Origin of the sequence: Porphyrobacter sp. HT-58-2, assembly GCF_002952215.1 — a bacterium.
Taxonomy (GTDB): Bacteria; Pseudomonadota; Alphaproteobacteria; order Sphingomonadales; family Sphingomonadaceae; genus Erythrobacter.
This window is the reverse complement of sequence record NZ_CP022600.1, coordinates 175,161-191,275: the sequence shown is the minus strand read 5'-3', so window position 1 is coordinate 191,275 and position 16,115 is coordinate 175,161. Positions and strand designations below refer to the sequence as shown.

General features: G+C 62.7%; 14 protein-coding genes and 1 tRNA gene. 8 read left to right on the top strand and 7 right to left on the bottom strand.

Translation table 11 applies throughout. The features are described from left to right. Positions 1 to 6 precede the first annotated feature (6 nt). The 3 genes from CHX26_RS00920 to CHX26_RS00910 all read left to right on the top strand — a co-directional run bounded on the left by CHX26_RS00920 (position 7) and on the right by CHX26_RS00910 (position 3,005). A complete protein-coding gene (locus CHX26_RS00920; protein WP_172449636.1) occupies positions 7 to 1,197 on the top strand; it encodes a M14 family metallopeptidase in 1,191 nt (396 codons plus the stop codon). A gap of 592 nt (positions 1,198 to 1,789) precedes the next feature. Then, positions 1,790 to 2,479, top strand: coding sequence for a response regulator transcription factor (locus CHX26_RS00915; protein WP_104940752.1), 690 nt, complete (start codon positions 1,790 to 1,792; stop codon positions 2,477 to 2,479). 121 nt (positions 2,480 to 2,600) lie between these two features. After that, positions 2,601 to 3,005: a hypothetical protein gene (locus CHX26_RS00910; protein WP_146107616.1), complete on the top strand. Its 405-nt coding sequence runs from the start codon at positions 2,601 to 2,603 to the stop codon at positions 3,003 to 3,005. Here the strand turns inward: CHX26_RS00910 and CHX26_RS00905 are convergent. From CHX26_RS00905 to panC, 4 genes are all read right to left on the bottom strand, one after another. Further along, positions 2,986 to 5,226 carry a CHASE2 domain-containing protein gene (locus CHX26_RS00905; RefSeq protein WP_104940750.1) on the bottom strand — a complete coding sequence of 747 codons (2,241 nt, stop codon included), beginning with the start codon at positions 5,224 to 5,226 and terminating at the stop codon, positions 2,986 to 2,988. The two genes, CHX26_RS00910 and CHX26_RS00905, sit on opposite strands and share 20 nt — an antisense overlap. Before the next feature lie 31 nt (positions 5,227 to 5,257). Then, a complete protein-coding gene (locus tag CHX26_RS00900) occupies positions 5,258 to 6,538 on the bottom strand; it encodes a FecR family protein (RefSeq protein ID WP_104940749.1) in 1,281 nt (426 codons plus the stop codon). Between the two features lie 297 nt (positions 6,539 to 6,835). Beyond that, a tRNA-Gly gene (locus CHX26_RS00895) sits at positions 6,836 to 6,909 on the bottom strand. Positions 6,910 to 6,968: 59 nt separating this feature from the next. Beyond that, entirely contained in the window at positions 6,969 to 7,844 is an 876-nt protein-coding gene (gene panC, locus CHX26_RS00890; protein WP_104940748.1) for a pantoate--beta-alanine ligase, read from the bottom strand. A gap of 119 nt (positions 7,845 to 7,963) precedes the next feature. On the opposite strand from panC, the gene CHX26_RS00885 reads away from it, so the two are divergent. The 5 genes from CHX26_RS00885 (at position 7,964) to CHX26_RS00865 (ending at position 14,017) form a co-directional block, all read left to right on the top strand. Beyond that, positions 7,964 to 8,824 carry a division plane positioning ATPase MipZ gene (locus CHX26_RS00885; RefSeq protein WP_104940747.1) on the top strand — a complete coding sequence of 287 codons (861 nt, stop codon included), beginning with the start codon at positions 7,964 to 7,966 and terminating at the stop codon, positions 8,822 to 8,824. After that, positions 8,821 to 9,150 (top strand): J domain-containing protein, encoded by a 330-nt coding sequence (locus tag CHX26_RS00880; protein WP_104940746.1) that lies wholly within the window; start codon positions 8,821 to 8,823, stop codon positions 9,148 to 9,150. The genes CHX26_RS00885 and CHX26_RS00880 overlap by 4 nt, the downstream gene beginning before the upstream one ends. Positions 9,151 to 9,253: 103 nt before the next feature. After that, positions 9,254 to 10,669 (top strand): phosphoglucomutase/phosphomannomutase PgmG, encoded by a 1,416-nt coding sequence (gene pgmG, locus CHX26_RS00875; protein ID WP_104940745.1) that lies wholly within the window; start codon positions 9,254 to 9,256, stop codon positions 10,667 to 10,669. A gap of 28 nt (positions 10,670 to 10,697) precedes the next feature. Then, positions 10,698 to 11,501, top strand: coding sequence for a DUF2059 domain-containing protein (locus CHX26_RS00870; protein WP_104940744.1), 804 nt, complete (start codon positions 10,698 to 10,700; stop codon positions 11,499 to 11,501). Positions 11,502 to 11,548: 47 nt separating this feature from the next. Beyond that, positions 11,549 to 14,017, top strand: coding sequence for a ligase-associated DNA damage response DEXH box helicase (locus CHX26_RS00865; protein WP_233997214.1), 2,469 nt, complete (start codon positions 11,549 to 11,551; stop codon positions 14,015 to 14,017). A 156-nt stretch (positions 14,018 to 14,173) separates the two neighbouring features. Here the strand turns inward: CHX26_RS00865 and CHX26_RS00860 are convergent, their stop codons facing one another. The 3 genes from CHX26_RS00860 to CHX26_RS00850 form a co-directional block, all read right to left on the bottom strand. Next, complete coding sequence (locus CHX26_RS00860) at positions 14,174 to 14,605, bottom strand: ExbD/TolR family protein (protein ID WP_104940743.1); 432 nt, start codon at positions 14,603 to 14,605, stop codon at positions 14,174 to 14,176. Between the two features lie 29 nt (positions 14,606 to 14,634). Further along, a complete protein-coding gene (locus CHX26_RS00855) occupies positions 14,635 to 15,165 on the bottom strand; it encodes an ExbD/TolR family protein (RefSeq protein WP_172449635.1) in 531 nt (176 codons plus the stop codon). 132 nt (positions 15,166 to 15,297) lie between these two features. Continuing rightward, entirely contained in the window at positions 15,298 to 16,065 is a 768-nt protein-coding gene (locus CHX26_RS00850; RefSeq protein WP_104940741.1) for a MotA/TolQ/ExbB proton channel family protein, read from the bottom strand. Positions 16,066 to 16,115: the final 50 nt, after the last annotated feature.

Sequence of the window (16,115 nt, the reverse complement as noted above, 5' to 3'; positions counted from 1 at the left end):
CGGCCCATGGGAATTGCCTCGCGAAACCTGTGGGCCGCCTTGCTGGTGCTGACGGGGGCGTGCGCTGCGACCCCGCCGCCTCCGTCAGCCCTTCCCCCGCAGGCTTCCGGCGACTTGGTGAAAGGTGCGACGTGCCGCACCACTTCGGTTGTCCTTGCCTTTGATTTTGACAGCGCTCCGGCTTCGGCTTGTGCCATTACCGGCGAACGCGCCTTTACTCTGCTGGTGACGCCGGAACACGGCCCGCCGATCAATCCCAGCCCTTGGTATGCGTTCCGTTACGAGGCCGATGGCAGCGCGCCTGTCAATGTGACGCTGCGCTATCAGGGGGGGCGGCACCGTTATGCGCCAAAGTTGCGCAGCGAGGAAGGTGAATGGCGCGAAGTGCCGACGGAACCTGCCGACAATGGTTCAGGCGCATTGTTGCGACTGCCTGGTGGCAGGGGGCTCGTAGCGGCGCAGGAAATCGTTACGCCTGCCGATGCTGAAGCCAGCTTGGCGCGGTGGAGCGCGATGACAGGGGGGGCAGTGTTCACGCTCGGCCGCTCACATGATGGCCGCGCGATCAGGGCGATCCGCTTTGGCCGCGAGGATGCGCCAAGGCTCGTAATCCTGCTGGGCCGTCAGCATCCGCCCGAGGTCACCGGTGCAATCGCGATGGAGACCTTTGTCGATACTCTCGCCAAGCGGGTTGACGATCTGGGCGATGTACAGGTCATGGTGGCACCGATGCTCAATCCCGATGGGGTGGTGCGCGGCCATTGGCGCGCCAACCGCGGGGCGGTGGATCTCAACCGCGACTGGGGCGGCTTCACCCAGCCGGAAACGCAGGCGGTCAAGGCCTGGCTCGATGCCTTGCCCAAGGGTGTGCGTCCGGTGTTGATGGTGGATTTCCACTCGACCGGTCGCAACCTGTTCTATGTTCAGGGTGAGACTGAGGCAAGCCCGGCACAGACGCGGTTTCTGGCGGCCTGGCTGGGCGGGCAGGAAAATGCCGTTCCCGGCTATTCCTTTACGCTTGAACCGCGCGACGCCAATCCGGGCAGCGGCACGGCGAAGAACTGGTTTCACGCCGCCTATGCCATCCCGGCCTATACGTATGAGGTTGCCGATGCAGCGGACCGCACTGCCACACGCGCCGCAGCCAGAGCCCTTGCGGAGCGGCTTCTCCCGGCGTTGCCCAATCTGTCTGAATAGAGTTTGATCCAGACATTCTGATCCGCCTTCTCGCCTTGGCTTAAGGCGCAAGGCCCGCATGGCACGCTGTGTGATGTTCGATGCAGCGTGCCATGCGGGGAAAGCGACCCACCTTGCGACCCTGAAGGGCCAGCGTTCGAATATGCCATCGATGCGCTGTGACCGCTTTGAGTGTGTGCACGGCTCTTGCGGTCAGGTGGTCAGCTCTCTTGCGGACAGCCACCCGCGCTACGCGCGGTGTGACCGAAACTTTCGTTCAGTATATCCCTCTGGCATTACCGCCTCTGCGCTCAGCGCAAGGAGAGCGGAAAGGCAGCGTCATTTTGTTTGCTGATACACCTCCGTCGAGTTAGCGCGGCCAAACGGATCAATCTCTGCAAGAGCTGATACGCCGAGCACGGGGTCGAGATTGTAAATTATTGTAAATTTGAGAAATCATCGCTCACTACGCGGCGATTGCCAAAAGTCTTTTCTCTATCAGTGGTATTGCGCGACGAGACCGCTTGCGGGCATCGAACTTGGCTCGCCAGCCGCATGAGACCTCAGGGTAGGGCGCTTGACGCCTTTGCGGCAAACTGCTGTTCGCCCCCTCATGAGAATAGCCATTGTCGATGATGATCAGGAAATTGCGCGGCATCTCGCGACCGAACTCTCAGCGAGAGGCCTGTCAGTCGACGCCTTCAGCAGCGGCGCGGCATTACGATCGGCGCTTGCACGTGATACCTTCGATGCGGTCTTGATTGATTGGAACATGCCCGGCGAAACCGGGATTGAAACGATCCAATGGGCAACCGGAACATTGCTGAACCCGCCGCCCTTCCTGATGATGACCAGCCGATCAGGCGAGGCCGATATCGTCACCGGGCTGGAAGCGGGCGCGCGCGATTACATCGTGAAGCCCGCCAACATGGCGGTTCTGCATGCCCGGATCATGGCTGCCATCCGTGAGCGTTCCCGGCTGGGCAAGGCCGAAATCGTGCAGTTCGATGGCTACCGGATCGAGCCTGCGACCCAGATGATTGCGCTGCACGGGCAGGCCATCACTTTGACGCAGAAGGAATTCCAGCTCGCTGCCCTGCTGTTCGACAACCTCGATCGCCCGTTGTCGCGCAGCTACCTCTTGTCACAGGTCTGGAGCGCAGCGGCCGGGGTCGAGACCCGAACTCTCGATGTGCACGTCTCGCGTATCAGATCTAAGCTCAAACTCTGTCCGGAAAATCGCTATGTCATTCAAACGGTTTTCGGCTTCGGTTATCGCTTGTCGCGCCATGTCAACGATTAGTGAGGGTCGTGTGCCGGGATCAGCGCTGGCAAAGTTCACCCTCCTTGCGGTTCCTCTGCTGGCGGGCTGTGCGATCAGCAAGGATCTCCGGCTGGACAGGCAGGGGCCAGGCCTTCCTGCCATGGCGTCGGTTTCGATCGGGACTGTTCCAGCTGACAACGAACAGGCTGTGCGCTTTGCCGCCTCGCTGGCAGACGCTTTTGCAGAGCGTGGGCATGTCGTCAGCGACCAAGCCCGGGTCACTGCGCTGTTCGGCTTCGCCCGGCGAGAGAGATCGATCGGCACTGCCGATGGCAGTCCGGTCGGGGACGCGGGAAAATCTGAAACCGATTGGATATCGGCACCGGCACGCAAGCGCAGCTTTCAGTCCTGCAAGGGGGAACGGCTCAGGGCCACGCTGGCGCTTTATTCGCGTGATGAAAAGACGATGATCTATCGCGGGGTTGCTGAAGTCGACGGGTGCAATTTCACGAACGCGGATATTGATGGTCTGGCCCGCGCTCTTGTCATGGCTGCGGCGCGCTGATCATCATGCCCTGTTGGCGAGGTTTGCGCCCCTTCGACTTCTGTTGAACGCATGGCAGATGGACTTCGAAAATTGTCCCACCGCCAGGGTTGGACTTTGCTTCGACCTGCCCTTTGTGGCCATCGATGACGCGCTTCACAAATGCGAGGCCAAGACCGGCACTCAGTTCTTCTGTATCCGAACGTGGCCCGAAGCGGGTAAATGGATCGCGCATCCGTTCTCTGGAAAGCCCCGGCCCATTGTCGATCACAGTGATGAGTGCTTCCGAGCCATCCCGCAGAGCCAGTTGCACACCAACCGTGCCACCGTTCTGGGTGAATTTCACCGCATTGCCGATCAAGTTCGACGCCATGCGCGCGATCTGGCTGCGGTCAATCTCGACGAAGACTGGCTCGTCGGGAATGTCACGCTGTAGACTGATGCCCTTGCTTGCGGCCAATGCGTAGGCCTGATCGACGGCCTCGTGAAGCAGGAATGCCAGATCATGGCTTTCGAAATCAGCGCGAGTTTCGCGCAGACGCGCAAGTTGCACAAAGCCGTCAGCCAATCCCAGCGTCAGTTCGGCCTGATCGCGGATACGCTTCGCGATGTCCGCATTGTCGGCCTCAATTCCCAGCGTGAGCGCCATGATCGCTACTTGCGGCGATCGCATGTCGTGCGACAGGAATTCGATCAGTTCGTCGTTTTCGCGCTGTCTGCGGCGCATCTGGGTAATGTCGCGAAAGGCGATGATCTGATTGGCTTCGCCCGCCTGGTTCATGCCCGCCAGCGGTGCGGTGGCAAACAGGAATGCACGGCCATCGCGCAGGGCGATTTCGGCATTGTCGCCATCTACCGCAAGGGTCTGGTTGAGATACAGATCGGCCAGGCTTTGTCCGTCGAGGTCGGTCGTGTTGCTGAACAGGCGGCGCGCGGCCTTGTTGGACAGCACAACACGGTTGTCCTTGTCGGTAACCAGGATTGCATCAGGGGAGGCCTCGATGGCGCTGCGAACGAACAGCAGTGCGCCACTGACCTCTCCGATCAAGTGGCGCAGCTGGTTCACTTGCTGTGCGACGATGTCGAACCCGCTGGCGTTTGCGGTTCCGCCGGTGGCGCTCATGAGACGCCTGGCCTCCAAAGAGAGATAGTCCGATACCACGGTTAGACGGCGCCAGCTCCACATCGGATAGGCCACCGCCACCAGCAGCAGAGCGGCCCCCGGCGCCACCCATATCCGCGCCAAGGGTACGAGCCCGATGCTGATCAAAGCCGTGCCTGCAACGAGCCCGACCGAAAGCACGAAGCCTGCCCTTGCCGAGAGTTTCCAGAAGCCAAGAAACTGGATGTAAAGGACGATCCATGCGAGCGCAATGGACCACGGCAGCGGCAAATCCCTGATCAGCTTGTCCGAGCGCAGAGCATCGATCAGATTTGCCTGTGTCTCCACGCCGGCCATCACCGCAATACTCCGTGCCGGCACGGAATGTGTGTCGCTCATTCCCTGAGCGGTCGCGCCGACCAGGATGGTGCGGCCTTCCAGAAGTTCTTTCGGGACTGTCCCGTCGAGGACGGCGTAGGCAGGAATGGTCGGATACGAACTGGCTGCGTTGAACGGGACCACCGGCCATGACTCCTGCGGTGCCAACGCCATCGCTTTTGGCTCTGCACCAAGCAGGGGAAGCGCCGCCTGCACGAAGTGCGGAAAGGAATGCCCTTCGACCTGCAATTCCAGCGCGAACCGCCGCAACACTCCATCTTCATCAGGCGCCGCTTCGACATGACCCATAGCGGCAGCGGCTTTGCGCATTTCCGGAAGGGGATAGGCTGGTTCGACGCCGTCGGACTGGTTTAGCTTCTGCGCGAAGCCGAAGGGCAGCACCACCTTGCCGTGACGCGCAATGGCCTCCGCCAGCTGTGCATCATCCTGGGGATCACCCGCCTCCAAGAACAGGACATCGAACAGCACGACCTTGGCGCCGGCCATGCGGAGATTGTCGATCAGTCTGGCATGGGTCGAACGCCGCCATGGCCATTCCCCGACCTTGGCGAGACTGCGCTGGTCGATCGCGACAATGGCGATGTCTTGCGCAGGTTGATTGCTGGCGAGTGACGCGGAGAAATCAAGGATCGCAAAGTTGAAGCGGCGTGTCAGATCGCCCTGCGCAGCGAGCCAGGCCAGCGCCAGACCTGCGGCGAGGAGCAGCAGCCATTCCAGTGCCAGACGCCGCTGGTTCCACATCAATCCGCTCCGACCCGGCGCCGCCAGCCTGCTATTCGGTCACGTTGAGGCGCTGTACCGGTCCCCATACCTGAAGCAGCCCCTCCTCGTCGATCTGTATCGCGGCCACGCGCCATTCGTAAGCGCCGGGCTTCAGGTCGGATATGACAATCCCTTGCCGGTCGATCGCGGTTTCGTCGACAATCAGGTGGCTGGGTCGGCCTCTGTCCCAAAGCTGGAAGGCATAGGTTGTCTCGCCCTCGCCATCCGGCAGCCAGACGAAGCGGTATCCGTCTTCTTTGCCCGAAGGCTGCGTGCCAGCTTCTGCGCCCAGCCGCTTGCGACGGAATGAATAGACTTCCGTATTGCCTTCGATGCCGCTCGCGCTGATGGCACGGGCTCGGACGAAATAGCGTCCATCGTCGATGTCGGAGAAGGTGGCGGCCTCCCCTCCAGCGCTGATTTGTTCGCCGATAATGTCGGTGAAACCGGCATCGCGGGCGATCTGGGTGCGCGCGCCGACGGCAGCTGGCGGCAGTGCCATGGCAAATGCAACGCCCGCCTGCGTCTGGATCGCACCGGGTGCAACGATCTCCGGCGGCGGCTGCAGCTGTTCCTGCTGTCCCACGCCGCCCGCACTCGCCGCAAGGCCAAACCCGGCGCTGGTCAAAGCCTCCTGTCCGCCGGCCGCAGTCGCAACGGCGCCTTCAACCACCTCGACAACCGATCTGTCGCCCTGATCGGCATATCCCACACGGAAGACTGTGCCGCGTACGGCGCTGACGGTTGACGGGGTGCCGATCCGGTATCTCTCGCGAGGGCGCAGGCCCGGAACCTGCGCTTCGCCGCGGCCCGACAGCACTCTGAATTCGATGTCCTTGAGATCATCGAGGCGGTAAATCCGCGCTCGTACCAGCCTGGCATGGGTGTTGGTCGGCATGGTCAGCACGGAACCGTCACTGCTGCGCAGCGAGACAAATCCATTGCCGCCGGTTCGGATCGCCGCGCCTTCCGGAACCGCCATTCCGCGCGCTGCGGACTGGCCGTTGATCGTCACTTGGCCCGCGAAAGCTTCCACCCGGAGACCGGCGGGGCGGTAGGCCATCAGGTCTCTGGGGAGGCGAATGATCGAACCCACCGGGATACGGCGCGCATCGCGGATGCGGTTGATCTGGATGATCGCTACGTGATGCCGGGACGAAACGAGGTAATCGCGCGCCAGCGTGTAGGGAGATTCACCAGGCTTCAGGGAGTGTTCGACATAATCGGGATCGTCGGCGCTGGCAGGAGCCGTTGACAGCAGGCAGGTGGCTGCAATCGTCCCCGCGAGCACGCGGCAATGTCTTGAGATTGCAATCCTGGCCACCCGTGCGCCCCGCTATTTGTCGCTACCCTGCACTTCCGGAAAGGGCAAAGGCAAGCGCGAAACAACCGGTGACGAGAAGGCCACCTGTGCCGACAATCAGGCGTCGGACACTTTGCCGCGTCAGGCGATAGCCGTGCTTGCCGATTTCAACCATTCCCCACCCGCCTCGTTGCTCCGCCGGTCGAATAGCGCCTAGGCGAGGTGTCCGCTCGAAGCAGAGTAAACAGATGTAAAAACTGCCGGGCCAGCAGGATCTAAGGGGAATGGAGCGGGTAGCGGGAATCGAACCCGCATAGCCAGCTTGGAAGGCTGGAGCTTTACCACTAAGCTATACCCGCTCACGCGTTACGCCGCGCCCATGCCACCGATGGCGGCTGTGCGTCAATAAGCTGCGGTATCAGCTGGCGTTGTTCACAGCCATATTGTCAATCAGCCGTGTGCCGCCGATCCGCGCCGCGACCAGCAACCGTGCGGGGGTTTGTCCCAGCGCATCAAGCGGAGCAAGCGAGCGACTGTCGGCGAGCGCAGCGTAATCCACGCCTGAAAACCCAGCAGCCAGCAGATCGACCCGCAGGCTGTCCAGTGCCCCAGCCACTTCCGCACCGCTCTCGATCGCCGCAATTGCCTCCTGCATTGTACGGGGCAGAGCCGCGGCTGCCACGCGGTGGTCTGGCGAGAGGTAGCGATTCCGGCTGCTCATGGCGAGCCCATCCGCCTCGCGCACAGTGGGAACGCCAATGATATTGTCGACATGGGGTCGGGTCAGATCGAGATCGCGTGCCATCGCCCGGATTACCGCAAGTTGCTGAAAATCCTTCTCGCCGAACAGAGCGAAGTCGGGCTGCACCTGATTGAAGAGCTTGCATACGACTGTCGCCACCCCATCGAAATGGCCAGGTCGGGCCGCGCCGCACAGACCCTCGCTCACGCCTGCGACGCTGACGTTGGAGGCAAATCCTGCAGGATACATTTCGTCGACCGTCGGCGCCCACAACAGTGCCACGCCCTCGGCCTCCAGCATCGCCGCATCAGCCGCCAGCTGGCGGGGATAGGCGTCGAGATCCTCGTTCGGTCCGAACTGCTTCGGGTTGACGAAGATTGATGCCACGACGTGATCGGCCTCTTCGCGTGCGCGGCGCACCAATGTCAGGTGGCCCTCGTGCAGCGCGCCCATGGTTGGCACCAGTGCGATGGTCGCACCACCGGCTTCGCCCTCGGCCCGCAATTGTGCCAAAGCGGTTCTCAACATTTGCAAAGCCTTGACCGTTTGCACCCGTTGGCCTCCAAGGATAGAGCAGAGGATGCGCCCTAGCGGTGCAAGCTGTCCCATTTCAAGCCGCCTGCGGCCCAATCTGCCGTTAGCAGAATTCATCGACCCCGAGAGACCTGCCGATGCCTTCCGCCCAACCTTCCGATCAACTTCTGGCAGGACGGCTACTGCGCAAGGGGCAGGCACATCGGATTGTGTTCGCCAACGAGAAGGGCGGCACAGGCAAATCGACCACTGCGGTTCATGTCGCGGTGGCCCTGTCCTATCTCGGCGCACGCGTGGCCGCGATCGATCTCGACCCGCGCCAACGCACAATGCACCGCTATATCGAGAACCGGCTCGGCACGCTGGAAAAGCGCGGCCTGACCTTGCCGACACCGGACTGCGAAGTGTTCCGCGGCAACAGCACCGGCGATCTGCTCGGCCAGATCCGCCGCCTCGAGGCAAACAGCGATTTCCTGATCATCGACAATCCGGGCCGCGACGATCCCTTTGCCAGGACTGCGGTTGAACACGCCGATACCCTGGTCACGCCGATGAACGACAGCTTTGTGGACTTCGACCTGATCGGGCAGGTCGATGCCGAAACATTCAAGGTCAAGAAGCTGTCCTTCTTTGCCGAACTGATATGGGAAGCGCGGATGAAGCGCAGCCGCATGACGATCGAACAGCAGCGTCCCGAGATGGACTGGATCGTGGTCAGGAACCGCACGGGCCATGTCGAGGCACGCAATCAGGCGCGCTTGCAGAAGGCGTTGACCGAGATGGCCAAGCGGGTCGGCTTCCGGGTGACGCAGGGTCTCAGCGAACGGGTGATCTATCGCGAGCTGTTCCCTTCGGGCCTCACGTTGCTCGACAAGGGGCATCTCGGCGAGCTTGGCACCAGCCACCTTGTCGCCCGGCAGGAATTGCGCGCTCTGGTCAAGGCGCTGAGCTTGCCGGAATTCAACCGCGAGCAGGGTGAACTCGAACTCGCGTCATGATGCGCGTGGTCGTCCTTGTCGCGGCGCTATGCCTCTTCAGCCGTTGGGCCTTTGGCAAATGGCCGTGGGAATTCCTGCGCCCCTCTACAACCCGCTCTCAGGCGGTTTTTCGCGCGCGCAAGCTGCTGGGGGTCGAGGCCGGTGCCGGGCGTGACGAGATCATCGCTGCACATCGCCGTCTGACTGCGCTGGTGCATCCTGACCGCGGCGGTTCGACCGCAGCCATGCAGGAAGCCAATGCCGCGCGCGATCTGCTGTTGGCCGAGCTGCCCGGATCAGCGGCATTCCCGGCCGATGACGAGTCCTCGCACTCATCCCGGGATTGACACAATCGACTGGCAGGCGTTTCTGGAAAATGCGCTGCAACTGCGAAGAACGGGTGAAGCCATTCCGCAAACGCGCCGTCTTCAACAAGGACCGCTTTAGAACATGCAACATCATTTCCACCCCACCGTGCTGCGCGAATACGATATTCGCGGGATTATCGGCGAGACGCTGGGAGCGGATGATGCGCGTGCAATCGGCCGGGCTTTTGGCACCTTGCTGCGCGAGGCTGGTGGGCGGACCGTGGCTGTGGGTTTCGACGGGCGGGTGAGTTCGCCGATGCTGGAACACGCGCTGGTCGAGGGGTTGACCGCGAGTGGCTGCGACGTGGTGCGGATCGGGCTGGGGGCGACCCCGATGCTTTACTATGCGGTGGCTTCAGCCGAAGAGGTGGATGGCGGCATTCAGATAACTGGCAGCCACAATCCCCCCAATTACAATGGCTTCAAGATGGTATTTCTTGGCCGGCCGTTCTTCGGCGCCGATATCCAGAAGCTCGGGAAACTGGCAGCAGACGGGGCGTTCGCCAGCGGGGTGGGCAGTGTCGCCACGAAGGATATCCTGAGCGAGTATGTCGAGCGTCTGCTCGAGGGACTGGCCGGCATCGACCCCGTCAAGCTCGAAGGGCTGCGTGTCGGCTGGGATGCGGGCAACGGCGCGGCTGGCCCCGCGCTCGAAGCTCTTGCCGCGCGGCTGCCGGGGGAACACCATCTGCTGTTTACCGAAGTCGATGGACATTTTCCAAACCACCACCCTGATCCGACCGTGGAGGCCAATCTGGCCGACTTGCGGGCGCTCGTCGCCGAGAAGAACCTCGATTTCGGAGTGGCTTTTGACGGTGACGGCGACCGGATCGGGGCGATCGACGGCACGGGCAGGGTGATCTGGGGCGATCAGCTCTTGATGATCTATGCCGAGGATCTGCTGAAAAACCGTCCGAATGCGACGATTATCGCGGATGTGAAGGCCAGCCGCGCGCTGTTCGATCACGTCGCGGCACTCGGCGGAGAGCCGCTGATGTGGAAGACCGGTCACTCGCTGATAAAGTCCAAAATGAAGGAAACTGGCGCGCCGCTGGCGGGCGAGATGAGTGGCCACGTGTTTTTCGCCGATGATTACTATGGCTTCGACGATGCGCTTTATGCCGGGGTCCGGCTGCTGGCGGCCGCCGCACGGCTGGGCAAAAGCGTGACCGAATTGCGCGAGGCGATGCCCCCCATGCTCAACACCCCGGAACTGCGCTTTCAGGTCGATGAGGCGCGCAAGTTTGCCGCGATGGCCGAGATTACCGACAGGCTCACGAGCGATCCCGGCCCTGAGGTGCAAAGTGTCAACGCCACCGATGGCGTGCGAGTCAACACCGCTGACGGGTGGTGGTTGCTGCGCGCATCGAACACGCAGGACGTGCTGGTTGCGCGGGCGGAAAGCGACAGCGAGGCGGGGCTTGCCCGCTTGCTCGCTCAGATCGACGCACAACTTGCGGCATCAGGACTGGAACGCGGCGAAACTGTCGGGCATTGAGTTTGCGCACAGAGAGGGGAGCAAACACATGATTCGTCGCATTTTCATCGGTGTAGCCGGGGCATTCACGCTGGCACTGGCGTCCCAGCCGCTGGCTGCGCAGACCGAGGCCGAAACAGCCGAAATGGAACAGGCGATGGCGATGCTGGGCGGAATGTTCCCGGTAGAGCCCCTGACCGCCGAGCAGGAAGCCCGCCTGCCGCAGGCGACACGGATCATCACTCAGATGATCCCCGAAGGCTCGCTCGGCGAGATGATGGGGTCGACCTATGACGCTCTGCTCGGTCCGCTCACAGCGGCCTTCGAGGCGCCTGCACTGGAAGCGCTGGCGCAGGGTACCGGCCTGACTTCAAGCGAAATCGCGCTTGATCCGGCGCAGGCAGAGGAACTCGCCCAGCTGTTCGACCCCGCCTATGCCGAACGTCAGAAGCGCGAGATGGCGCTGTTCCCGGCAATGATGACCGAGCTGATGAATGTGATGGAACCGACCATGCGCAAGGCCATGTCCGAGCTTTACGCGATCAACTTCACGCAGGCGGAGCTCGACGACATCGAAGCCTTCTTCCAGACGCCCAGCGGGACCAGTTTCGCCCGCAAGAGCTTCACTATGTCGAGCGATCCGCGCATTGTCGGAGCGACGATGGAGACCATGCCGCAATTGATGGATACCTTTGCAGGGATGGACCAGAAGTTCGCGCAAGCCACCGCTGATCTGCCCGCAAAGCGCAGCTTTGCCGAGCTTTCCGCTGCCGAACAGGCCAAAGTGGCCCGGGCGCTCGGCTATAGTGTCGAAGACATCATGGCGATGCGGAACTCCGAGGCGAGCGAGTAAGGCAAAGGGCGCTTGCCCCTCGGCAGGACAGGGGGCACATCATCCCGGTGATTGCCCCCGATCCTGCCACTCCCTCGCTGCCATCCGAAATCGCCGCATGGTTCACGGCGCGGGGCTGGCGTGTGCGGCGTCATCAGATCGATATGCTGGCCGAGGCGCAGGCCGGACGGCACGCGCTGCTCGTGGCCGATACCGGCGCGGGCAAAACGCTCGCCGGGTTCCTGCCGACGCTGTGCGACTTTGCGGGTGGGGCGGTGCCGAGAGAGGGCCTGCACACGCTCTACGTTTCGCCGCTGAAGGCGCTGGCGCAGGATGTGAAGCGCAACCTGCTCACTCCGATCGAGGAGATCGGCCTGCCCATCCGCGTCGAGACGCGCAGCGGTGACACGCCCTCCGACCGCAAGAAGCGCCAACGCGAACGCCCGCCGCATATCCTGCTGACCACGCCCGAGAGCCTCTCGCTGCTGCTCTCCTACCCGGAAAGCGCTGATTTGTTCGCCGGGCTGAAGCGGGTGGTGATTGATGAGATCCACGCTTTTGCCACCGACAAGCGCGGCGATCTTCTGGCGCTGTCGCTGGCGCGGCTTCATGCGCTGGCTCCGCAGGCGCAGCGTGTGGCGCTGTCAGCCACTCTGGCCAACCCCCGCGACTTTCAGGAATGGCTCGCACCGCAGTCCGGCGCGGACGGCGAGATTGCAGCCGCCGCGCTGGTAATCGGCGAGGACGGCGCGGAGCCCGAGGTCGAAATCCTGCTCCCGCAGGAGGAGCGCGTCCCGTGGGGCGGGCATGCCGGGCGCTGGGCCGTCTCGCAGCTTTACGAGAGCATCAAGGCCAACCGCACCACGCTGGTCTTCACCAATACGCGCTTTCTGGCCGAGTTCATCTTCCAGTGCCTGTGGGAAGTGAATGACGATAACCTGCCGATCGGCATCCACCACGGCTCGCTCTCGGTCGAAGCGCGGCGCAAGGTCGAGGAAGCGATGGCGCGGGGGGAATTGCGCGCGCTGGTGTGCACCGCCAGCCTCGACCTGGGGATCGATTGGGGCGATATCGATCTGGTAGTGCAGATGGGCGCGCCCAAGGGTTCCTCGCGCCTGCTCCAGCGGATCGGGCGGGCGGGCCACCGGCTCGATGTGCCGAGCCGTGCTGTGCTGGTACCGGGCAACCGCTTTGAATTCCTCGAAGCCATCGCCGCCAAGCAGGCGGTCGACGAAGGCCAGCGCGACGGCGAGGCCTTTCGTCCGGGCAGCCTCGACGTGCTTGCCCAGCACATCATGGCCTGCGCCTGTGCCGGGCCGTTCCACGAGGACGCGTTGCTGGCCGAGGTGCGCTCTGCGCTCGCCTATAGCTGGGTCGATGCCGAGACGTTTAGCCGCGTGCTGGGGTTCGTCTCCAACGGCGGCTATGCGCTCAAGGCCTATGACCGCTTCCAGCGGATTGTGCGGGGCAAGGACGGGGTGTGGCGGCTCGCGCACCCCAACCAGGCGCAGCGCCACCGGATGAACGCCGGGATTATCGTTGACAGTGAGATGCTCACTGTGCGCTTCAGGAATGGCCGCCGCCTCGGCAAGGTCGAGGAGCGCTTCGCCGCACAGCTTTCCCCCGGCGACACCTTCTTCTTTGCCGGCATGAGCCTTGAGGTCGAGGGCGTGAAGGACATGGACGTGACGGTGCGCGCCGCGAAGAAAAGCGCTACAATTCCGTCATATGGCGGGTTGCGCCTGCCGCTCACCACGCATCTTGCGCAGCGGGTACAGGGCCTGCTGGCCGATCGCGCGGGCTGGGGACGGTTCCCTGACGATGTGCGCGAATGGCTGGAGATGCAGGATTGGCGCTCCCGTCTTCCTGCGCCCGGCGAACTGCTGGTCGAAAGCTTCCCGCATGGCGGCAAGCATTACACCGCCTACTACACCTTCGAGGGGTGGAACGCGAACCAGTCGCTGGGCATGCTGATCACCCGGCGAATGGAGGATCGGGGCCTGCTGCCGGGCGGGTTTGTGGCGAACGACTATTGCCTCGCGGTGTGGGGGCTGAAGCCCGTTACCGACCCTGCGCCCCTGTTATCGCCCGATATTCTCACTCACGAATTCACCGAGTGGGTGACCGAAAGCCACCTGCTGCGCCGCGCCTTCCGCGAGGTGGCGGTGATCTCCGGCCTCGTCGAGCGCCAGCATCCGGGCCAGAAAAAGACCGGCAAGCAGGTTACTTTCTCGACCGATCTGATCTACGACGTGCTTAGAAAATACGAGCCCGATCATGTGCTTATCGAGGCCGCCTGGGCTGATGCGCGGGAGCGGATGACGGACGTGGGGCGTCTCGCTGATCTGCTGGAGCGTTCCGAGCGCGAGCTGGTCCACGTCTCGCTCGACCGGGTGTCGCCGCTGGCCGTGCCGGTAATGACGATGATCGGGCGCGAGGCGGTGCCGCAGGGGGCGGTGGATGACGAACTGTTGCTCGAAGCCGAGGGATTGATTGCAGCGGCGATGCGGCCTGACGATCCGCTGGAGGGGGATTAGTCGTAGCGTCGTTCTGCAAATGTTTCACGTGAAACAGCGGCACCACTAATCAAAAAGGGCGCCGCGAATGCTCGCGGCGCCCCTTCTAAACCTGGTCAAGACGAGGCTGGAGGGGGTCAAGACCGGATCGAAGCCGGATCAGGCCCCGCCTTGCGCCTACTTGCCGAACGTGCGGTACTTGTCGTTGCCGACGAAGCCGAACTTGGTCACGCCCGATGCCTTGATGTCCTGCAGCACGCGCGCTGCAAGTTCATAGCTGGCCAGCGGCTCCGGCTCGAACTGCAGTTCGGGCTCCGGATCCATTTCGGTCGTTTCCATCAGCGTCTGCACCAGTTGGCCTTCGCTGATCGCGGTGCCGTTCCACAGGATCTGCTCATCCGCGGTCAGAACCAGCTTGTTCTTCACCGGATCGATCGGCGGCGGCGTATCATTGGGCTGCGGCTGCGGCAGGTCGATGTCGACCGAGTGAGTCGCCACCGGGATGGTGATGATGAACATGATCAGCAGAACGAGCAGAACGTCGATCAGCGGCGTCATGTTCATGTCGATCATCGGCTGGCCGTCGAGCTTTCCTCCGGACATACCCATGTCAGTTACTCCTTAAAAAGCCTGGACGATCAGCCGTTCGGATCAACGGGGTTCGAAATGAACCCGACGATCGGATAGCCGGCCATCTGGATGTTGAAGATCGCGCCCGCCACGCACTTCCACGGGGCATTCACGTCGCCGCGGATATGCACCTGCGGAACCTGATCGGGGTTCTCCATCAGGGCCTCCGCACCGCCCGCGCGCTGCACGATCGCATCGAGACGGTCGAAGGCCATCTTCTGCAATTCGTCAGAGGTCACCGGGGTGATGTTGTTGAAGTAAACCCGGCATTCGCCATCGCGCGAGGCGCCCTGGAAGCCCGGTTCACCGGCGCTGCGTCCGGCGGCATCGGTGGTGCTGATCGTAAGCAGCAGGTTTTCCACCTTGTCCTTGGACTCGACCGATTCGAACACCGGAATTTCCAGCTTCTCGATCGTCTGGATCGCCACCGGAACCGCGATGAGGAAGATGATCAGGAGCACCAGCATCACGTCCACCAGCGGCGTGGTGTTGATGTCGGACATTGGGGTATCGCCCCCGCCTCCCGTCGAAATCGCCATTGTGAATTCCTACCTGTGTCAAGACTTTGACTTGAAAACTCTACCCGGACGCAGACGCCTTCAGCAGGCTCTGGCCGGGGAAGCGGCGGGAACGGGCCTTGCGGCGCGTCCCGCCCCTTCTGGCAATGGCGATCAGGCCTTGGCGGCCGGAGCAGCAGGCTTGGCGGCCGGCTTGGCAGCCGGAGCAGCCGTGACAGCCGGCTTCACCGCACCGTTCGAGTTGATGAAGGCAAGGATGTCGGTCGAGAAGCTGCTGAGCAGTTCGCCGATGCGACGGTTGCGCGACTGGAGCCAGTTGAAGCCGAGCACCGCAGGCACAGCGACGAGCAGGCCGATCGCGGTCATGATCAGCGCTTCACCGACCGGGCCGGCGACCTTGTCGATCGAGGCCGAACCGGCAATGCCGATGTTGATCAGCGCGCGGTAGATCCCGATCACGGTGCCGAGCAGACCGATGAACGGCGCAGTCGCACCAACCGACGCGAGGAACGGCAGACCGCCGGACAGCACCGCGTTGATCGAGTCTTCCGAACGACGCAGCGAACCGTGCATGTAGTCATGCGATTCAAGGGCGTCGGTCATCTTGCCGTGCTCTTCCTGGGCCTTGATCGCGTCGTCCGCGAGCTGACGCCAGGCGCTGTCCTTGTCGAGCTTGGCGGCGCCTTCCTTGAGGCCGCCCGCACGCCAGAACTGGGTTTCAACGGTCTTGTACTGCTTGAAGATCTTGTTCTGCTCGAAGATCTTCGTGAACATGATGTAGAACGTGCCGACCGACATGATGATCATCACGGCAAGGATCGACCAGGCGACCGGGCCGCCTTCCTTCATGGCTTCGACGAAGCCGAACTTGTTTTCGGGCGCAGCTTCGGCGGCACCGGCGGCGAGAAGGTAAAGGTTCATTGCGAAAATCCTCTTGAAAGAAGTGTCTGATGAGCCGGAGGGTCAGAAAT